This is a genomic window from Thalassotalea ponticola (assembly GCF_041379045.1).
GTDB classification, from domain to species: domain Bacteria; phylum Pseudomonadota; class Gammaproteobacteria; order Enterobacterales; family Alteromonadaceae; genus Thalassotalea_A; species Thalassotalea_A ponticola.
In genome coordinates this window covers 483,273-502,625 of the sequence record NZ_CP166871.1, presented here as the reverse complement: position 1 = coordinate 502,625, position 19,353 = coordinate 483,273, and the positions used below count along the sequence as shown (strand labels likewise).

At 45.9% G+C, this 19,353-nt stretch carries 18 protein-coding genes; 6 read left to right on the top strand and 12 right to left on the bottom strand.

Going from position 1 to position 19,353, the window contains the following annotated elements; all coding sequences use genetic code 11:
- Positions 1 to 19 precede the first annotated feature (19 nt).
- The 5 genes from ACAY30_RS02295 to ACAY30_RS02275 all read left to right on the top strand — a co-directional run bounded on the left by ACAY30_RS02295 (position 20) and on the right by ACAY30_RS02275 (position 3,616).
- Complete coding sequence (locus ACAY30_RS02295; protein ID WP_290252426.1) at positions 20 to 925, top strand: A24 family peptidase; 906 nt, start codon at positions 20 to 22, stop codon at positions 923 to 925.
- Positions 926 to 1,041: 116 nt separating this feature from the next.
- Positions 1,042 to 1,644: a dephospho-CoA kinase gene (gene coaE, locus ACAY30_RS02290; RefSeq protein ID WP_290252425.1), complete on the top strand. Its 603-nt coding sequence runs from the start codon at positions 1,042 to 1,044 to the stop codon at positions 1,642 to 1,644.
- A 202-nt stretch (positions 1,645 to 1,846) separates the two neighbouring features.
- Complete coding sequence (gene zapD, locus ACAY30_RS02285) at positions 1,847 to 2,593, top strand: cell division protein ZapD (protein WP_290252424.1); 747 nt, start codon at positions 1,847 to 1,849, stop codon at positions 2,591 to 2,593.
- Positions 2,594 to 2,692: 99 nt separating this feature from the next.
- Positions 2,693 to 2,929: a DNA gyrase inhibitor YacG gene (gene yacG, locus ACAY30_RS02280; protein ID WP_290252423.1), complete on the top strand. Its 237-nt coding sequence runs from the start codon at positions 2,693 to 2,695 to the stop codon at positions 2,927 to 2,929.
- A gap of 165 nt (positions 2,930 to 3,094) precedes the next feature.
- Positions 3,095 to 3,616, top strand: a complete 522-nt coding sequence (locus ACAY30_RS02275; protein WP_290252422.1) for a DUF3465 domain-containing protein — start codon at positions 3,095 to 3,097, stop codon at positions 3,614 to 3,616.
- Positions 3,617 to 3,877: 261 nt separating this feature from the next.
- Here ACAY30_RS02275 and mutT read toward each other — a convergent pair whose 3' ends face one another.
- The 3 genes from mutT to ACAY30_RS02260 all read right to left on the bottom strand — a co-directional run bounded on the left by mutT (position 3,878) and on the right by ACAY30_RS02260 (position 8,025).
- Entirely contained in the window at positions 3,878 to 4,273 is a 396-nt protein-coding gene (gene mutT, locus ACAY30_RS02270; protein WP_290252421.1) for an 8-oxo-dGTP diphosphatase MutT, read from the bottom strand.
- Between the two features lie 117 nt (positions 4,274 to 4,390).
- Positions 4,391 to 7,078 carry a preprotein translocase subunit SecA gene (gene secA, locus ACAY30_RS02265; protein WP_290252420.1) on the bottom strand — a complete coding sequence of 896 codons (2,688 nt, stop codon included), beginning with the start codon at positions 7,076 to 7,078 and terminating at the stop codon, positions 4,391 to 4,393.
- An 89-nt stretch (positions 7,079 to 7,167) separates the two neighbouring features.
- A complete protein-coding gene (locus ACAY30_RS02260; RefSeq protein ID WP_290252419.1) occupies positions 7,168 to 8,025 on the bottom strand; it encodes a M23 family metallopeptidase in 858 nt (285 codons plus the stop codon).
- 110 nt (positions 8,026 to 8,135) lie between these two features.
- Between ACAY30_RS02260 and ACAY30_RS02255 the strand changes: the two genes are divergently transcribed.
- On the top strand, positions 8,136 to 8,612 hold the full coding sequence (locus ACAY30_RS02255) for a DUF721 domain-containing protein (protein WP_290252418.1): 477 nt from the start codon (positions 8,136 to 8,138) through the stop codon (positions 8,610 to 8,612).
- A 184-nt stretch (positions 8,613 to 8,796) separates the two neighbouring features.
- On the opposite strand, the gene lpxC is transcribed toward ACAY30_RS02255, so the two are convergent.
- The 9 genes from lpxC to murD all read right to left on the bottom strand — a co-directional run bounded on the left by lpxC (position 8,797) and on the right by murD (position 19,275).
- Entirely contained in the window at positions 8,797 to 9,708 is a 912-nt protein-coding gene (lpxC, locus tag ACAY30_RS02250; RefSeq protein ID WP_290252417.1) for a UDP-3-O-acyl-N-acetylglucosamine deacetylase, read from the bottom strand.
- 279 nt (positions 9,709 to 9,987) lie between these two features.
- A complete protein-coding gene (ftsZ, locus tag ACAY30_RS02245; RefSeq protein WP_290252416.1) occupies positions 9,988 to 11,148 on the bottom strand; it encodes a cell division protein FtsZ in 1,161 nt (386 codons plus the stop codon).
- A 60-nt stretch (positions 11,149 to 11,208) separates the two neighbouring features.
- Positions 11,209 to 12,444, bottom strand: a complete 1,236-nt coding sequence (gene ftsA / locus ACAY30_RS02240) for a cell division protein FtsA (RefSeq protein ID WP_290252415.1) — start codon at positions 12,442 to 12,444, stop codon at positions 11,209 to 11,211.
- On the bottom strand, positions 12,437 to 13,213 hold the full coding sequence (locus tag ACAY30_RS02235; protein ID WP_290252414.1) for a cell division protein FtsQ/DivIB: 777 nt from the start codon (positions 13,211 to 13,213) through the stop codon (positions 12,437 to 12,439). Before ACAY30_RS02235 ends, ftsA begins: the two co-directional genes overlap by 8 nt.
- Before the next feature lie 77 nt (positions 13,214 to 13,290).
- Entirely contained in the window at positions 13,291 to 14,238 is a 948-nt protein-coding gene (locus ACAY30_RS02230) for a D-alanine--D-alanine ligase (protein ID WP_290252413.1), read from the bottom strand.
- 5 nt (positions 14,239 to 14,243) lie between these two features.
- On the bottom strand, positions 14,244 to 15,662 hold the full coding sequence (gene murC / locus ACAY30_RS02225; protein ID WP_290252412.1) for a UDP-N-acetylmuramate--L-alanine ligase: 1,419 nt from the start codon (positions 15,660 to 15,662) through the stop codon (positions 14,244 to 14,246).
- A 7-nt stretch (positions 15,663 to 15,669) separates the two neighbouring features.
- The gene (murG, locus tag ACAY30_RS02220; RefSeq protein ID WP_290252411.1) at positions 15,670 to 16,749 is read right to left on the bottom strand and encodes an undecaprenyldiphospho-muramoylpentapeptide beta-N-acetylglucosaminyltransferase; all 1,080 of its coding nucleotides are present in this window, start codon (positions 16,747 to 16,749) and stop codon (positions 15,670 to 15,672) included.
- Positions 16,742 to 17,947, bottom strand: a complete 1,206-nt coding sequence (ftsW, locus tag ACAY30_RS02215) for a cell division protein FtsW (protein ID WP_371190027.1) — start codon at positions 17,945 to 17,947, stop codon at positions 16,742 to 16,744. The genes murG and ftsW overlap by 8 nt, the downstream gene beginning before the upstream one ends.
- Positions 17,947 to 19,275: a UDP-N-acetylmuramoyl-L-alanine--D-glutamate ligase gene (gene murD, locus ACAY30_RS02210; RefSeq protein ID WP_290252410.1), complete on the bottom strand. Its 1,329-nt coding sequence runs from the start codon at positions 19,273 to 19,275 to the stop codon at positions 17,947 to 17,949. The genes ftsW and murD overlap by 1 nt, the downstream gene beginning before the upstream one ends.
- Positions 19,276 to 19,353 lie beyond the last annotated feature (78 nt).

Genomic DNA, 19,353 nt, shown 5'->3' with positions numbered 1-19,353 from the left:
AATAAAAAGGTAATTCACCGTGCTTTCTGATTTGATCTCGCTATTTAACCAATACCCTGTTGCTTTTTATAGTTCCTGCGCAGTGTTAGGCCTCCTCGTTGGTAGTTTTTTAAATGTGGTCATTTATCGCTTGCCGAAAATGATGCAAGCTGAATGGGCCTGTGAATGTCGTGAGTTGTTAGCCGATGAATTAACTGAAGAAGCAAAAAAATCTGCGAAACAATCGGCGGAGCAAAGTGCGGCGATGACGTTGTCAAAGCCAGCATCAAGTTGCCCCAAGTGCGGTGCTAAAATTAAGCCATGGCAAAACATTCCCGTAATCTCGTGGTTGTTACTACGCGGTAAATGCGCCAAGTGCAGTAACCCAATATCCATGCGTTATCCGATAATTGAACTGCTCAGCGGCCTTGCCTCACTAGTTGTTGCGATGCACTTTGGTGTGACTTGGCAAGCGCTGTTTATGATTGTTCTTACCTGGTGTTTAATCGCGCTGACCATGATTGATTTTGATCATATGATTTTGCCGGATCAAATTACCTTACCACTGGTCTGGCTTGGCTTAATTCTTGGCTTAAATAACGTCTTTGTTAGCTTAGACCAAGCAGTCATTGGTGCCATTGCCGGTTATATGAGTTTGTGGTCAATTTATTGGCTATTTAAGCTAGCCACAGGTAAAGAGGGTATGGGTTATGGCGACTTTAAGCTGTTTGCCGTATTTGGCGCTTGGTTTGGCTGGCAACTGTTGCCTTTACTTATTTTAATGGCCTCATTAGTCGGTGCTGTTATTGGCGTGAGTTTAATTTTATTTAAACGCCATGAAGGGTCAAAGCCCATTCCGTTTGGTCCGTATTTAGCTATAGCTGGTTGGATTTGCGCCCTATGGGGACAACAAATTTGGGCGCGGTATATGGGGCTTTTGGGTTAAGCTATAAAGCTGTAAGCTATAAGGCGGTAAGCTGTAAGGCGGTAAGCTGTAATGCGTAAGACTGTAAGAGGCAAAGCGCTAAAGTTTGCCCATCAATTAAGTGTTTGAGGTAGATAATGAGTCAGCTAATTATAGGTCTAACAGGTGGTATTGGTAGCGGTAAGACTACCGTTGCCAATATGTTTGCCGAGTTCGGCATTGATATTGTTGATGCCGACGTTGTTGCCCGTGACGTTGTCGCCCCAGGTACTCCAGCGTTAGCTAAAATTGCCGAGTACTTTGGCGCAGACTACATACTTGCCAATGGCGAGCTAAATCGCGCCAAGTTGCGCGAGCGGGTATTTAAAGTAGCTAAGGACAAAGACTGGTTAAATGCGTTACTACACCCTGTTATTCGGCAAACCATGTTAACACAATGTAAACAAGCCACCAGCCCTTACTGCCTGCTTGTCGTGCCGTTATTGCTTGAAAACGGCCTTGACCAGCACGTTGATAAAGTCTTGGTGGTTGATGTAACCGTTGAAACCCAAATTAGCCGCACCATCGCCCGAGATAACAACGATAAAGCACAAGTAGAGCGAATTATTGATGCGCAAATAAGCCGAGAACAGCGGGTAGCCGCCGCTGATTTTGTTATTGATAACAACAACTGTAGCCTAGCAGAATTAAAACAACAGGTGGCTCAGGTACACAAGCAACTATTGGCTTTGGCAGGCTAACAGAAGTTGGTATAGAAATTAGCATCCAGTACAAATAAAACACCAATTTCACCTCTGATCCCCCCCATACTATCATCGTGATGAAATGTGAATTACAGCCATTTTGCTTTAATCCTTGCAACTGTGTTGCCTTTGTATTGCGGTGTCGTTACTATAGAAAAATTAACCAATAACGATAACCACAACATTAGCTAATAAATCGATGGCAGGCATTCTTTACGAACACCCATTAAACGAGCGCATTCGCAACTATTTAAAGCTAGAGCAGTTATTTGCTCAAGCCAGAGCGTGTTTAGGCCAAGATTTTGAGACCAGTCACAGTGCGTTTTTCAGTGCTCTATTTACCATATTAGACACCCTTGATCGCACCGATGTGCGCGGTGATATGATCAAAGATTTAGAAAAGCTCGAACACAACCTCAATTTGTGGTCAAAATCACCATCTGTTGATAGCAAAGTACTCAGTCACAGCCTACAGCAGACCCAACAGCTGTCTAGCGAGTTACGCAGCAAACAGACCCCTTGGTCTGCATTAAAAGACGACAAATTTTTAGATGCGATGCGCAAACGCTTTAGCGTTACCGGCGCTTATTGTGGTTTTGACTTACCGGCGTTAGTGCACTGGTTAAAGCAACCACCAATTTTCTTACAAAACGATATTGAACGCTGGTTATCGTCGTTAAATCTGGTTGAACAGTCACTGGCACTCGTACTTAAATTTATTCGCCAAAAAGCCAACTTTGAAATCGTTAACGTCGATAACAGCTTTTATCAAGACGCCGGCGAAGGTTTATTGCTATTGCGCATCGAAGTGCAAGACGGCGCCGATTACTTTCCGTTGGTCAGTGGTAATCGCTATCGCTATTCGATTCGCTTTATGGAGCTTTGCGAACAAAAGGGTCAACAGTACATTACCGATAATGTCACCTTTAAACTAGCCAAGTGCTAAGGCTTTTGATAACAAAAACCATTTCATCCAAGGGCTATCTGCGCTACCATTACTCTCGCTTACCCTATAATTTATTATCATCGTAGTTTGAGGATATTCATGGTGACAAAAGTAGACTGCCCCACTTGCAAAAAAACTGTTGTGTGGAATGAACAAGCCAAGTTTCGCCCGTTTTGTTCAGAGCGCTGTAAGCTAATTGACTTAGGTGACTGGGCTGAAGAAAACCACAAAATTTCGCAACCGATTCAAGCAACCGACGCATTAAGTGAAGATATGCTCGATGCTCTTGAAGACCAATTTTTACAAAACAACAGCTTCTTCACCGACGCCAAATAAACCAAGATTCACTTGTCCGCTAGGTGTTGGTGTAATAGCCAACAATAGCTAACTACCATTGGTGTTAGCTAACCTCTGTAAATCAATAAGTTACTTGCTTTTAAATGTGGCTATTTGGCATACTGAAAAAGTCCCCTTTCTGTTTAAATAGACGATGTGGTTATTATGAAATATATACTGTTAGTGTTTGCTATATTTGTTGCTGGGATGACGTATTTTGAATTTCAGGAACGGCAAAAATCGGCGCAGATCGCCGAAGATAAAAAGCCAACCAATGACATTGAGCGGCTTGAACGCGCGTTTAACACCAGTAATTACAAAGAGTTTGTTGATATCGACAAGCTTGGTGAGTTAGAAAAAATTGCTTATGCGCAGCAACACAACATCTCTGATATTCAAGTCTCAGGTGAAGGAATGGTGATTAAAATTTTAGCCGACGATGAACAAGGCTCTCGTCATCAGCGCTTTATTATTCGCCTTGATAATAAACAAACACTGTTAATTGCTCACAATATTGATTTAGCAAATCGAATCAATACCTTGCGCCAAGGCGATAAAGTTAAGTTTTACGGCGAATACGAATGGAATGACAAGGGGGGCGTAGTGCACTGGACCCATCGCGATCCCGATCCACGAGGTGATCACGAAGACGGCTACTTAATTCACGCCGGCATTAAATACTGGTAAGCCTATAAAATTCCACTGGCATCCTTAGGCTCTAGACATCGTTCCGCTAGAGCCTAGATTCAACCTTTTTCCTCACAACACCTCTAACTTCACCACAACTGTTGTAGATAAACACCAACTCTAAAGTCGGTGGTAAGTAGACGGCAATACTGTAGTAATTTGTACCGTACTGGTTAAAACGGTCTGACAGTCGATTTAAACTAAAGTTAGGCCGCTCTTAGCGATGTAGGCATTATCCGCTTTAAATGACCACTAGAGGGTTTATAGGCCCATTGACAACAGCTTAGTTAGAATTTCCTGATTGGCGGCGGGAAAGTCCATATCCGTTAATTGCGGTAAGCTAAACCAACCTTGTTGCTGCCCTTCTTGCGCACTTGGCTCACCATTAAATTGGTCGACTAAAAACACCTCAAGTAACACCTGTTTATCTGGGTAGTCATGACTAATGATTAATAACGGCTGCATCGCTAAGGTATCAATGGCAATTTCCTCTAACAGCTCGCGATGCAGTGCTTGGTGGACGGTTTCATCGACTTCGACTTTGCCCCCTGGAAATTCCCACTTACCACCTTGATGCGCGTTGGCTAAACGCTTGGTTAAAAAGAACTGGCCTTGACGGTAGATCACCCCAACGGCAACATGAATACGTTTTGTCATAATCACTTCAACAAAGGTTTACTGTTAATATTTATCGTTAATAATGGCTTTAAATGTAAAAAAGGACGGTAACTACGCATCGTAGCACCGCCCTTCTGTGGTTATGCATGCCGCGCGTTACGAAAGCTTACCGTGACATTGCTTATATTTTTTACCCGAACCGCACGGACACGGTTCATTGCGACCAACGCGTGGCACTGAGTTTGTTTCAGCCGCCGTTGCGCTCGCGCTGTCATGGTTAAACTGCATTGGCGCTTGTTCTGCTTTTTGCTGTTGCTGCTGTTCCATTTGTTCAACTTCGTTTTCTTGTTGAATGCGAACTTTTGACAACAAGCTAACCACATCGTACTTCAAGTTATCTAACATACTAGAAAACAGCGCGAAAGACTCTTTCTTGTACTCTTGCTTTGGATTCTTTTGTGCATAGCCACGCAAGTGGATACCTTGACGCAAGTGATCCATCGCAGCTAAGTGCTCTTTCCAAAGGTTATCAAGTGTTTGCAGCATGACCGCCTTTTCAAAGTGGCGCAATACATCGGCACCAATTTGCTCTTCTTTCGCTTTGTAAGCGTCATTAGCAGCGTTAATGATCTTATCGCGCAATGACTCTTCGTGTAGCTTGTCATCTTCTTCTAACCACTTGGCAATTGGTAAATCAAGCGCTAAGTCGCCTTTAAGCTGCTCTTCAAGGCCTTGAATATCCCACATCTCTTCAAGTGATTGCGGTGGAATATGACCATCAATAATGCCATTGATCACATCTAAGCGAATGGCTTCAATGGTTTCAGCAATATCGCCGTCATCGAGTAGCTCGTTGCGTTGATCGTAAATAACCTTGCGTTGGTCGTTGGCAACATCATCGTATTCAAGCAACTGCTTGCGAATATCGAAGTTGCGACCTTCAACTTTGCGTTGCGCGTTTTCTATTGACTTGGTTACCCATGGATGCTCAATGGCTTCACCGTGTTCCATCCCCAACTTGCGCATCATGTTTGCTATGCGCTCTGAGGCGAAAATTCGCATTAACGCATCTTCCATTGACAGGTAAAAGCGGGTTGAACCAGGGTCACCTTGACGACCACTTCGACCGCGTAGCTGATTGTCAATACGACGCGACTCATGGCGTTCAGTAGCAATAATGTGTAAGCCGCCTAGCTCAAGTACTTTTTCATGCTCGGCTTGCCATTGTGACGTTACACTGTCGATTTGTTGTTGCGATGGGTTGTCTAATTTAGCCAGTTCGGTCGCTAAATTGCCGCCCAACACGATATCGGTACCACGGCCTGCCATATTGGTAGCAATGGTCACTGCGCCAATCTTACCGGCATTGGCCACAATTTCAGCTTCTTCAGCGTGGAATTTCGCATTCAGTACTTTGTGTTTGATTTTTTCTTTGCGCAGTAATTGCGATAAAAACTCAGATGTTTCGATACTGATAGTACCAACAAGCACTGGTTGGCCCCGCTCAACACAGTCTTTGATGTCGGCGAGGATTGCTTCAAACTTTTCTTGTTGGGTCAGGTAAACTAAATCCGACATGTCGTTGCGGATCATTGGACGGTTGGTTGGAATGATAACCGTTTCCAAACCGTAAATGTGGTTAAACTCAAACGCTTCGGTATCCGCCGTACCAGTCATCCCCGATAGTTTGTTGTACAAACGGAAGTAGTTTTGGAAGGTAATTGACGCTAACGTTTGGTTTTCGTTTTGAATGTCTACACCTTCTTTGGCTTCCACCGCTTGGTGCAAACCTTCAGACCAACGGCGGCCTTCCATGGTACGACCGGTGTGCTCATCAACGATAACCACTTCACCGTCTTTAACGATGTAATCAACGTCTTTAACAAACAATTTGTGCGCGCGAAGCGCTGCCATAACGTGGTGCAGTAAGGCGATATTGGTTGCGCCGTAAAGCGAATCACCTTCGTTTAGCATACCGCGCTCAATTAAGATTTCCTCAACTCTCACTTGGCCGCGCTCAGTTAGGTAAACTTGTTTTGATTTTTCATCGACGGTGAAATCACCGGTGCTTTCAACGCCCTCTTCGTCTTCGCGATCTTGTAGCTCAAGCAGTGGTACAATTTGATCGACCACGCGGTACATTTCTGAACTGTTTTCGGCAGCACCTGAGATAATCAACGGAGTACGCGCTTCATCGATTAAGATCGAGTCAACCTCATCGATAACGGCGAAGTTTAAGGTGCGCTGTACTCGTTGTTCTGGTGAAAACGCCATGTTATCGCGTAGATAATCAAAGCCAAATTCATTGTTGGTACCGTAGGTGATATCCGCCTCATACGCTGCTTTTTTGTCGTCTTGTGACAGACCCGGAATATTACAACCAACGCTTAGACCTAAAAATTCAAACAACGGGCGTGACCAATCGGCATCGCGCTTAGCAAGGTAATCATTCACGGTAATAACGTGTACGCCATTGCCTGATAACGCATTTAAGTATGACGGCAAGGTGGCGGTTAGGGTTTTACCTTCACCGGTACGCATCTCTGAAATCTTGCCTTGGTGCAATACCATGCCACCGATCATTTGCACGTCAAAGTGACGCATGCCAAATACCCGTACACTGGCTTCGCGCACTACGGCAAATGCGTCAACTAACACATCGTCAAGGCTCGCACCGTTGGCTATGCGTTCTTTGAACTCAGCTGTTTTGGCCTTGAGCTCGTCATCGCTTAGCGCTTGCATGCTTGGCTCTAGGTCGTTAATTTTTTTTACTTCTTTATTTAATTGTTTCAGTAGGCGGTCATTGCGACTACCGAACAGCTTCGTCATTAATTTTACAAACATCTTATTAAACCAATTATTGAAATATACGTTGGCAACTACCAGTATTTTAGTGTGCGTTATGCGTTGTTATTGAGTTGATTGGGTTTATCTTAAGTCTTTGGCTTGCGATAAACATATTTTGCAGGATTGATTTGCTTGTCGTTACGCAGGATTTCATAATGAACATGAGGTCCAGTTGAACGTCCGGTTGAACCCATCTTAGCAATGGCTTGACCTTTGTTTACTACATCACCAAGTGCCACTAAATTTTCCTTATTATGTGCGTAGCGGGTTTTATAACTGTTACCGTGATCAATTTCAACCATTAAACCATAGCCATACTTTTCACCCGCAAAACTCACCACGCCACTGCCGGTGGCAAATACTTCGGCGTTTTCCTTACCCGCGAAGTCGACACCTTTATGCATTGCCGGTTTACCGGTAAATGGGTCCTTGCGCACACCGTAATACGATGACAACCAACCTTTACCAATGGGTCGCCCAGATAAATAGCTCGTCGTTTGTATATGGTGACCTAAGGTCAGTGATTCAAGTAGCTTTAGTTGATTTTCTTTTTGATCGAGGTGTGTTGTTAACGCACTCACTTGCTGTTGTAAATCGCTCAAGCTAAATTCGCTATCTAACATCCCGACTTGCAATGGTCCGCCAGATGAAGGACTGTTAGCCATATTAAACTCTTCTGCCGGAATATCGGCTTCTTCGGCTAAGCGCTCACCCAGTGCGTTAAGCCGCGCCAAGTGTGATTGCAATTCGGCAATTTTTACCGTTAGCGCTAACACTTGTTGGCTCTCTGTGTCGTTGTTCAACTCAGGTGACTGCGCCACATTTTGCATATTGCGCAAGTGTTCCGGCACTTCGTTGGGCGATAAAAAGCTGTGTATGAGCAAACCTGAAACCACGGCAAAACCACCAACGGCAGCTAACCACCTAGGTTTACTTAGTTTCATTGAAAATCGGACATTTTGTCCGCGATATATTAATGTTAAACTCATATACTCACATTGTTTAAATGCACTGTTTGCCACTTTATCACAAAACACTCATGGCACAATAACCGATGAAACGAATTGTTAAACCACCGCAAGACTTACAAACTTTACTGCAAAATGCCAGCAGTAATATGGCGAATTTGTCAGTAAAGGCTCAATCGTTACAGATATTGGCCAACATCGTTAGCCAAGTGTGTCCCGACCTTCCCGATAACGCTTGGCAAATTGCCAACTGTCGCGACAATCTCGTTGTTATTGAAGCAAAATCATCGGTCTGGGGGCAAAGGTTACAATTTGAACGTAACAATATAGCAACGCAACTGTCTTTGCAAACCCAAGGTGTATTTAATCGCATAGAAATTAAGGTTAATCCGTTTGGTTTAAAAAAACAGCAAGCTGCACCAGCACCTAGTAAACCGACCAAGCACATGTCCGCGAATAGCGCCGAGCAATTGCGCAAAGTGGCTGAAGGTGCACCCGAGGGATTAAAACAAAAACTATTAAAACTTGCTTCGCACGTAAAGGACGATAATTCAAATACTTAGCTTAGTAAAAATTTACCAACAAACAACTTTTAGCGCACTTTTTAGTTAGCGACTAGCGTACCACCAATCAGCCCTTACCTCATCTCTTACCTGCGCGCTGCGATAACAGACCACTGATAACAAAAACCGCGAAAAAAAACGGAGCTAAGCGCTCCGTTTTCAAAATCTTATCTGCTGTTCGCCGTTAGGCAAATACTGCGTCTTGATAGGCAATCGGTGACGTCGTTTGTTGTTCAAACGTTACCCATTCCCAGCAATCTTGTTGTTTAAAGACTTCACGCAACAACAAGTTGTTTAAACCGTGTCCCGACTTGTAGGCATTAAGCTCGCCTAAAATGCTGGTGCTGGCCATGTATAAATCACCGATAGCATCGAGGATCTTGTGCTTGACGAATTCATCGTCATAACGCAAATCATCGCTGTTTAGCATCTTGAACTCATCCAATACAATGGCATTTTCTAAACTGCCACCCAAGGCTAAGTTGTGCGAGCGCAAGTACTCAATGTCTTTCATAAAACCAAACGTACGGGCGCGGCTGATTTCTTTCACAAAGGCAGTACTAGACAAGTCTAAGCGCATTTGCTGTGCGGTATTGGCGATAACTGGGTGTTCAAAATCAATGGCGAAATTGACGCGAAAACCTTCATAAGGACGCAATTCTGCCCATTTATCACCTTCTTCAACGCGGATCGGCTTGGTAATTCGTAAAAACTTTTTCGCTGCATTTTGCTCTTCAATGCCAACCGATTGTATCAAATAGACGAACGGTAACGAGCTACCGTCCATAATCGGGATTTCTGGCGAATCGATTTCAACGATTAGATTATCAATACCCAGACCAGCAAGTGCGGCAAGTAAGTGTTCCACGGTGGATACTTGAACACCTTGCTCATTTACCAGACAGGTACACAACGTCGTCTCACCAACCGCTTGAGGGGTTGCTGGGATATCAACGGCAGGTGACAGATCAACACGACGGAAAATAATTCCGGTGTTAACAGGTGCAGGACGGAGAGTTAGCTGCACTTTTTCACCTTTGTGTAGGCCTACGCCCACTGCGTCAATCGCTTGTTTGAGTGTACGTTGCTTGATCATATTTCGCCTTAAAATCAGTTACACCGAGCTTTTACCTGTAAAAAGCGGGCTCAATGTTAGCAAAATTATCGTTTCCAGTCAAAGTTATTACAGTTTGGCGTGATCTTTGCTTACATTCGATTACAGCTTTGTTAATATCTATTAACACCCTGTTATGTAAGGTAAATAAACGCCCTAAAAGCAATGTGTCATTGCCTTCCTTATTACCCTAGCTGACCGCTGTTAGCATTGCTCGTCGACCACACTGGTATGTGTGTTCACGCCAATACTTTACAGCAATTAATCAGCTTGTTTGCGCAAGAACGCCGGAATGTCCAAGTAATCAGCATCAGGAGCCGTCGACGGTGCCTTCTCTTGGCGCTCTTCAGCATATGCTGATGGCGCTGGTGACGCTGCAGGTTCCGGTTCTGGCGTATAAGGCGCATTAACGGTTACCGGCTCTGGTTTTTGCACAGCTGGCACAATCGAAATCTCTGGCTTTTGTTGCTGGCCAATACCCGTTGCGACAACCGTAACTCGCAATTCATCGGTCATATCAGGATCAATAACCGCACCGACAACCACGGTTGCACTTTCAGATGCAAAGGCGCGAACTGCATTACCAACGGTTTCAAATTCGTCAATTGAGATATCTAAGCCTGCGGTGATATTTACCAAAATACCGCGCGCACCGGCAAGATCGACATCTTCGAGTAACGGGCTTGAAATTGCCGACTCAGCCGCTTCTTCTGCGCGGTCTTCGCCAGCTGCAGAGCCAGAGCCCATCATTGCCGTACCCATTTCCGACATAACTGTACGTACGTCAGCAAAGTCAACGTTGATTAGACCTGGGCGAGTGATCAGCTCGGCAATCCCCTGTACAGCGCCTAGTAAAACGTTGTTAGCCGCTTTAAACGCGTCGAGTAGCGAGGTACCTGGACCTAAAACTTTTAGCAATTTCTCATTTGGAATAGTGATCAATGAGTCAACGTGCTCAGCCAAAAATTGAATGCCTTGCTCGGCGTAATTCATACGCTTTTTGCCTTCGAATGGGAACGGCTTAGTCACTACCGCGACGGTTAAGATACCCATTTCTTTAGCGATTTCAGCAACCACTGGTGCCGCACCAGTACCTGTACCGCCACCCATACCGGCGGCAATAAAGACCATATCCGCGCCTTGAAGCGTTTGGCGAATGGTTTCGCGGTCTTCTTCGGCACTGCGACGACCAATTTCTGGGTTAGCACCTGCACCAAGACCTTTAGTGACATCGGCACCAATTTGTAAGGTTACGGTTGCTGATGAGTTGCGCAACGCTTGCGAATCGGTATTCGCAGTTATGAACTCAACCCCTTCAATGGTTTGTACAACCATGTGTTCTACGGCGTTACCGCCGCCGCCACCTACACCGATGACTTTGATCACCGCTTCTTCGCTGTGCTCATCCATTAATTCGAACATAATTTTCTCTCCGTTCTATTGTTTTTTGTTCCACCAAAAAAATCTTTTATAACTCTGTCGTTAAAATCGGTTCTCAAACCAATTTTTTAATCGCGACAACATACTCACCACGCTATCGCTAGTACCGACATCACTGTGTTTATCGCTACTGGCCTGTAAGCCGTAATGCAGTAAGCCAACCACCGTTGCGTAACTCGGGTCGTTGACGTAATCGGTTAGCCCTTGAATATTGCGCGGTGCACCAATGCGCACAGGCATCTGAAATACCTCTTCGGCAAATTCGACTACCCCTTCCATTTTCGCCGTACCACCGGTTAATACGATACCGGCAGCAATCTGATCTTCTAGCCCGCTGGCCTTAATTTCTTCTAAAATCAGTTCAAACAGCTCATGATACCTCGGCTCGACCACTTCCGCTAGTGTATGACGCGACATTGTGCGTGCGGGGCGGTCACCAACGCTCGGCACTTCGATATTTTCTTCCATGCTCACCATTTGTCGAAGCGCGCACGCGTATTGTACCTTAATGTCTTCGGCATGACTCAATGGAGTTCTAAATATTTTCGCAATATCGCTACTCACTTGGTTGCCACCTACCGGAATCACCGCGCTATGGCGAATCGCACCACCGGCAACAATCGAAATATCAAGCGTTCCGGCGCCCATATCAACCACACACACGCCAAGCTCTTTTTCATCGTCAGTCAATACCGAATAAGTGGATGCTAAAGCAGAGAAAATCAACTGATCAGCGGTTAAATTACAGCGTTCAACACACTTGACGATATTTTTTGCCATGTCGTTAGCACACGTAATGATGTGCACCTGTGCTTCAAGGCGAACACCCGACATACCAATCGGGCTCTTTATGTCTTCTTGTACATCGACGCAATACTCTTGCGGTAGCACGTGTAACATTTTTCGCTCAGCCGAAATCGGTACCGAACGCGCGGTGTGAATCACGCTTTCAACGTCGTCTTGAGTCACCTCGTGATCATTAATCGGCACCATGCCATTTTCGTTTTGACATGCAATGTGTTTACCTGAAATGCCCAGATACACAGAACCTATGCTGCAATCAGCCATCAACTCAGCCTCGTTAATGGCGCGCTGAATTGATTGCACCACCAAATTGAGGTCGTTAACACCACCTTTGTCCATGCCTCGAGCGGCATGATGACCAACACCAATGATACTTAATTGATTGTCGGGGGTCACTTCACCAACAACGGCAACCACTTTCGAAGTACCAATGTCTAATCCGACAACCAAATTTCTTTCTACTGCTTTAGGCATTTGTTTTTTCTTCTTCTCGTTTTGGTTTCCAACCCACAGCCATGCCAACGTCATAGCGCAAGTCTACGTAGTCAACTTGCATATCCTGTTCGGCCATTGACTTAATCTTGTCATACGCATCCATAAAACGCTGCACGCGCATCACTCTATCTTCTCGCCCGAGCTTAAGCGATACACCATCGCTCAAGGTAACTAGCCACGCATGGCGTTCACTAAGTACCAATTCATCGATATCTCTATTGATATGTGTTAACAATAAACGCAAATCTCGGTATGTTTCTAGCGCTAAGTGTTCACTGCCTTCAGGACCAAATAGCTTCGGTAACTTAGTCGTAACGCGCTGATTATCTGCTTGAAACAGCACACCGTGTTGATTGATCAAAAAATTGTCATTCCACAGTGCTAACGGTGTTTGATCAACCACGTACACACTCACTGTATCAGGCCATTGTTTGCGCACCGATGCCGAGTAAACCCAGGGTAAGTGTTCCAACTCCCGTTGTACCAAATTAACATCTAGCTGAAAGAAGTTATCGAGATTGCCTTGATGCAATGCAGCGACAATCTCCTCATTCATGGTATACGGTGTGCTGCCTTCAATGACCAAGGTTGACACTGGCAATACCTGGTCTTTTAGCATCGACTGATACCAAGATAGCGCCAAACATACCAAGGCGATACAAACCGCAATAAAAAAGCACAAGCCAGCCCAGTACTGGCGAGGTACTCGACTGGTTTCAGTGGTTTGTTTAGCTATCGTCTTCGTCATGATTAGCGCTATTATTTTCTGTTGTTATTATATCGTTATTATCAGCTCATTAAACGCCCTTTGGGCAGCAACAGTTATTATTTATTGATTTCACTCATTTGTAATATACGAGTCACTAATTGTTGAAAATCAAGACCGGCAACCTTAGCGGCTTTAGGGACTAACGATGTTTCAGTCATCCCCGGTACCGTGTTCACTTCCAGTAAATTAAAGTTGCCGTGGCTGTCTTGCATCACATCAACTCGCCCCCACCCTTGAGCACCTGTTGCTCTAAACGCATTTAGCGCAAGTTGTCTAAGCTCGTGCTCTTTTACCGAGTCCAAACCGCATGGGCACAAATACTGAGTGGTTTTACTCTGATATTTGGCTTGATAGTCGTAAAACTCATTATTGGTTACCATCGATATCGGCGGCAAGGTTTCATCACCGAGTACGGCAACGGTAAACTCTGCACCACTGAGCCAAGCTTCCACCAGTACCTGTTGGTCATAGTCAAACGCCGTGGCCAAAGCGCGAGCCAGTTGCTCGGCGTCGCGAGCGATACTCATGCCAATACTCGACCCTTCTTTTGCCGGCTTTACCATGACCTTATTACCAAGGCGCGCTAAAATTTCGGCGCAGTCAATGTCGTGGTGATGTTCTTTGTTAACCACAACAAAATCTGCAGTCGGCAACGCATTGGCGGCGAATATTTGCTTAGTTCTCACTTTGTCCATCGACAGCGCAGAGCCCAGTACCCCTGAACCGGTATAAGGCAAACCCAAGTATTCTAACGCACCTTGAATACACCCGTCTTCGCCACCGCGACCGTGCAAGGCAATAAACACGCGTTCAATACCCATATCAACCAACTGAGCCAAGGCAACGTGTTTGGTGTCAATGCCGGTCACTTTAAAACCAGCCGCGCTCAATCCGGCAACCACGGCAGCACCAGAGGCCAGCGATACCTCTCGTTCAGCACTCTGACCGCCGTATAATACCGCGATGTGTTGCTGTTTTAATTCGGCTATATCAACTAACTGCATGACCCTTATCGCTCCTTAACATTCAGCTGCTCTGCTGACATCAGCTGGCGCGCAATGGCACCGACATTACCTGCACCTTGGGTGATGAGCATGTCGTTATGCTCTAATACGTTGGCCAGTAACTCAGGTAATTGCTCAACTGAACTCACGTAAATCGGCTCCATCGCGCCGCGCAAACGAATACTGCGAGCCAAGGCTTTTGAATCGGCATTGCTGATCGGCTCTTCACCTGCTGCGTATACGTCGAGTAAAATCAGCTGGTCAACGCTAGCTAAAACCTCGACAAAATCTTCGTAAAGATCGCGGGTGCGCGAGTATCGATGTGGCTGAAACAGCATCACCAGGCGACGTTCTGGCCAGCCGTTGCGCATCGCTTTAATGGTGGCTGCAACCTCACTCGGATGGTGACCGTAATCATCGATAACGGTAATTTGGCCTTGTTTGGTCGACAGTTGGCCCAGGCCCTCAAAGCGACGTCCGATTCCCTCAAAGGTTTGTAAGGCTGCAACAATAGCATCATCGCTAACCCCTTCATCAGTCGCCACAGCGATAGCCGCTAAGGCGTTGGCGACGTTGTGCCGGCCCGGTAGATTTAATACCACCTGCAAATCAGCATGGCCTTTGCGCACCACAGTAAATTCACTGACCCCTGCGCGTTGTTGATAATCAATGGCGCGCACATCCGCCTGCTCACTAAAGCCATAGGTGATAAACTGACGGCCAACCGACGGCAGCAACTCGGCTACCACCGGGTTATCCACACATAATACCGCCAAGCCGTAAAACGGCAGATTGTGTAAAAACTCAACGTAGGTATCTTTGAGTTTTTCAAAATCGCCCTGATACGTGTCCATGTGATCGGCGTCAATATTCGTCACCACACTAACCATTGGCTGAAGATGTAAAAACGACGCGTCGCTTTCATCTGCCTCGGCAATGAGGTAGCGACTCTTACCCAATCTCGCATTGGTACCGGCACTGTTTAACAAACCACCGATAACAAAGGTTGGATCTAAGTCTGCTTGGGCAAAAATACTGGCGATCAAACTCGTCGTTGTGGTCTTACCGTGGGTGCCAGCAATGGCGATACCATGGCGAAAGCGCATTAACTCGGCGAGCATTTCGGCACGGCGAACAATGGGAATGCGTTTATTCTGGGCCGCCACTAATTCAATATTGTCGGCATCTATTGCACTGGAGACGACAACCACACTCGCATCGGTGACATTGTCGCTGGCGTGACCTATATGAACGCTTGCTCCTAACTTGCGCAAGCGTTTAACAACTGCGTTTTCACCAATATCTGAGCCACTAATTTGATAGCCCTCGTTGAGCAGGACTTCGGCAATCCCTCCCATACCGGCACCACCGATACCAACGAAATGGATAACTTTAACTCGACGCATTTCTGGTATTTTCATCATACACTCTTCACTTGTTTACTAACGACCGACAAACTAACGCTACGCGTTCGGTCGCATCAGGGCTCGAAACCGCTTTACTCGCTTTTGCCATTTTCTGCAGCGCGGATTGAGAACTGAATAATAAATTTAATTTACGCGATAACAGCGTTGCGCTTAACTGTGCTTGTGGCAGCGAATAGGCCGCCCCTGCATCCACCAAAAATTGTGCATTTTTGCTTTGGTGATCGTCAACCGCATGCGGCAGAGGGATAAATATTGCCGGGCGTCCAGCGATGGCTAATTCCGATACCGTCAACGCTCCTGCGCGACATATTACCACATCGGCCCATTGATAAGCCTTCGCCATATCATCGATAAATTCGCTGACGGTTACTTTGTCGCTGTTAATTTTGTAGCCCTGGTAGGCTTGTTCAACGGCTTGCTGATTACCCTTGCCCGTTTGATGCCAGACATCAATGCCCTGCAATTTTATCTGCGAAATCGCTTGTGGCACCGTTTCATTGAGCACCTTTGCGCCCAAGCTGCCACCAACCACCAATACGCGTTTACTATTGTGCTCTTGTATCTGGTAATCGAGCGAGGTGATATCAGCGCGTACCGGATTGCCCACCACCTCATAAGAGACGTTGTCTTTAAACGCATCGGGAAACGCACTGAGCACTTTACTGGCGATTTTCGCCAAGTAGCGATTCGTCATACCGGCTACCGCATTTTGCTCGTGCAAAACCAGAGGAATCCTTTTAAGCCAAGCGGCAACACCACCTGGTGCACTGGCGTAGCCGCCCATGCCGAGTACCACATCAGGTTGTACTTTATTAATTACTTGCAAAGACTGCAAAACCGATTGTAACACTTTAAACGGCATGCTCAGTTTAGAGCGCCAGCCCTTGCCGCGCAGACCGGAAATATTAATAAATGAAATGTCGATATTTCGCTCAGGGATCAATTCCGCTTCCATCCGATCGGCGGTGCCTAACCAGTGAATATGCCAGCCTTGTTGCTGTAAATACTGTGCTACCGCTAGCCCTGGGAAAATATGACCTCCCGTGCCACCGGCCATGATTAAAATTGTCGGACGCTTAGCCATCGACTTCGCCTCCTTTTGCGATCGCTTGCATCGACTGTAATCGCAATTCGTGATCGATACGAATCAATATTGCAATTGCCAATGTCATAACTATCATTGAACTACCACCATAACTGATCAACGGCATGGTTAATCCTTTTGTAGGAAAAACACCAGCACTTGCACCGACATTAACGGCTGTTTGAAAGCTAATCCAAATACCGATTGCATAAGCAAAGAAGCCCTCAAAAAAGCGCTCTTGCTGCAGTGCCTGCTTGCCTAAATATATTGCTTTAATAACGAGTAAAAGCACTAAACACAACAAGCTGACAACACCAACAAAGCCAAATTCTTCTCCGACCACCGCCATCACAAAGTCGGTGTGCGCTTCGGGAAGGTAATCAAGCTTCTGAATACTATTGCCAAGCCCTAAACCAAAAAATTCACCACGGCCATACGCCATAAGCGACTGGGTTAATTGATAACCGGTACCAAATTGATCATCCCACGGATTCAAAAAACCGGTAACCCGCGCCATGCGGTATGGTTCCCAATAAATTAATAAACTAAACGCAGCCAATAAGCCGCCAACAATAGCAATAAATTGCCACAATCTAGCCCCTGCCAAAAACAACAGACCAAGTGCTGTGCATCCCATCACCACAACGGTACCGAGATCCGGCTGTTTCAACAGCAGCAAACCAAGCGCGAATAATACCAATAATGGTTTAAAAAAGCCTGAAAATTTATCCATAACTTCGTCGCGACGGCGCACTAAATAAGCGGATAGATAGCAAAAGAAAAATAACTTTGCTGGCTCTGCCGCCTGCAAGTTGAGCGGACCAATACCAATCCAGCGGGTCGAGCCGTTCACTTTGCGTCCGACCACTAATACTGCAATCAACAATAAAATCGCCAACAGCAATAAGGTCCAACTGTATTTGTGCCATTGTTCCATAGTCACGTTAAGCGCTACCGCTGCCATAGTAATACTGATCAATACGTATACGGCATGGCGTTTAACAAAGTGAAAGGGATCGTCAAACAAGCGTTCTCCAACTGGAATAGACGCACTGGCAACCATCACCAACCCCAATAGATACAGGGTAAAAGCGAGTAACAAAAAGCCACGGTCAAAGCTTAAAGTAACCTGCTTAGCTGGCTGATTAGTGTTTTGTAACCACTGTGGAAAATGCAGTTTGTCTAACAAGGCAAGCACTATTGTATCTCCCGCACCGCTTCAATAAACACATCACCTCGGTGCATGTAATTATTGAACATATCAATACTTGCACAGGCCGGTGACAACAGCACAACATCCCCAGTATTTGCCCATTTTCTCGCTTGTTGTACCGCCTGATGAAGGTCTTCTACTTCAACCGCGTCGCTCTTGTAATGCGCTATTTGACTACCGTCTTTACCGAGCGTAATAAGCTTATCGACCTTGGCCAAGCCAGGCTTTAATTCGTCAAAGTTAGCCCCTTTGCCATCACCGCCGGCAATTAAAATCAATTGCCCTGTAGATTGCTGCAATCCGTCAATTGCCGCTAGCGTCGCACCGATATTAGTCGCCTTAGAGTCATTAATCCAAGTAATGCCGTCTAGGGTTGGCACCGGTTTACAGCGATGTGCTAAACCTTCAAATGACAGCAGCCCTTGAGCCATTTTTACAACTGGCCAACCGGCGCTGTGGCCAAGAGCCAACGCTGCCAAACAATTGAGATGATTGTGAGTACCGGCCAGTGGTAGCAACTGGCAGTTAATCAACTTTTTATCGCCAAAGGCTAAAAATTGACGATCGCCATCTGCCACTACACCAAAGTGTCCCGGTTCTGGTTGATCAAGGCCAAAGCTGATATCGGTGGCGCGAACATCGCTCGGCTGGGTGGCAACTTGTTCTCTGCTGTATACGCGACAGCGACTTTGCTGATAAATTCGATGTTTAATGCGAGTGTAGTTTTCAATACTTTTGTGACGGTCTAAGTGGTCGTCACAAATATTGAGTACGGTTCCAGCAATGGCATCGAGCGAAGTCATGGTTTCCAACTGGAAACTCGACAGCTCTAAAATCACTATTTCCGGTTCTAGATCAACAACCTCTAATACCGGCAAACCAATATTACCGGCGAGAATCGATTTCACCCCGAGGTAATTGGCCAAGTGATGTAATACACTGACCACGGTAGATTTACCATTAGAGCCAGTTACTGCCAGCTTGTTTGCCTTGTTCGCTCGGCAATACAACTCGACATCACCGATTAACTCGGCATCGGCTCGCACGTGATTGCGAATATTGGCATCGTTAATATCAACCCCCGGACTGGCGATCAACACATCAGCCTCAGCAATGGCATCGCCATGCCATTTGCCTGTTAATAGTGATGCACCGGGGTTTAACTCGCGCAAGCGATTTTGTCCTGGAGGCTGGACTCGAGAATCATTAACGCGAAAATCAACGTTGAGTTTGGTCAGATAGCGAGCACAGGCAATCCCGGTAGCTCCTAGGCCCAGAATTAATACCTTTTTACCCTTAAAATACGTCGTCATACTCACTGTCATACCATGTGTCGTTTTATTTTGTTTGTGCGCTTTATTTGCCGTGTATTGGCTTCCCTGCGCCGTGTC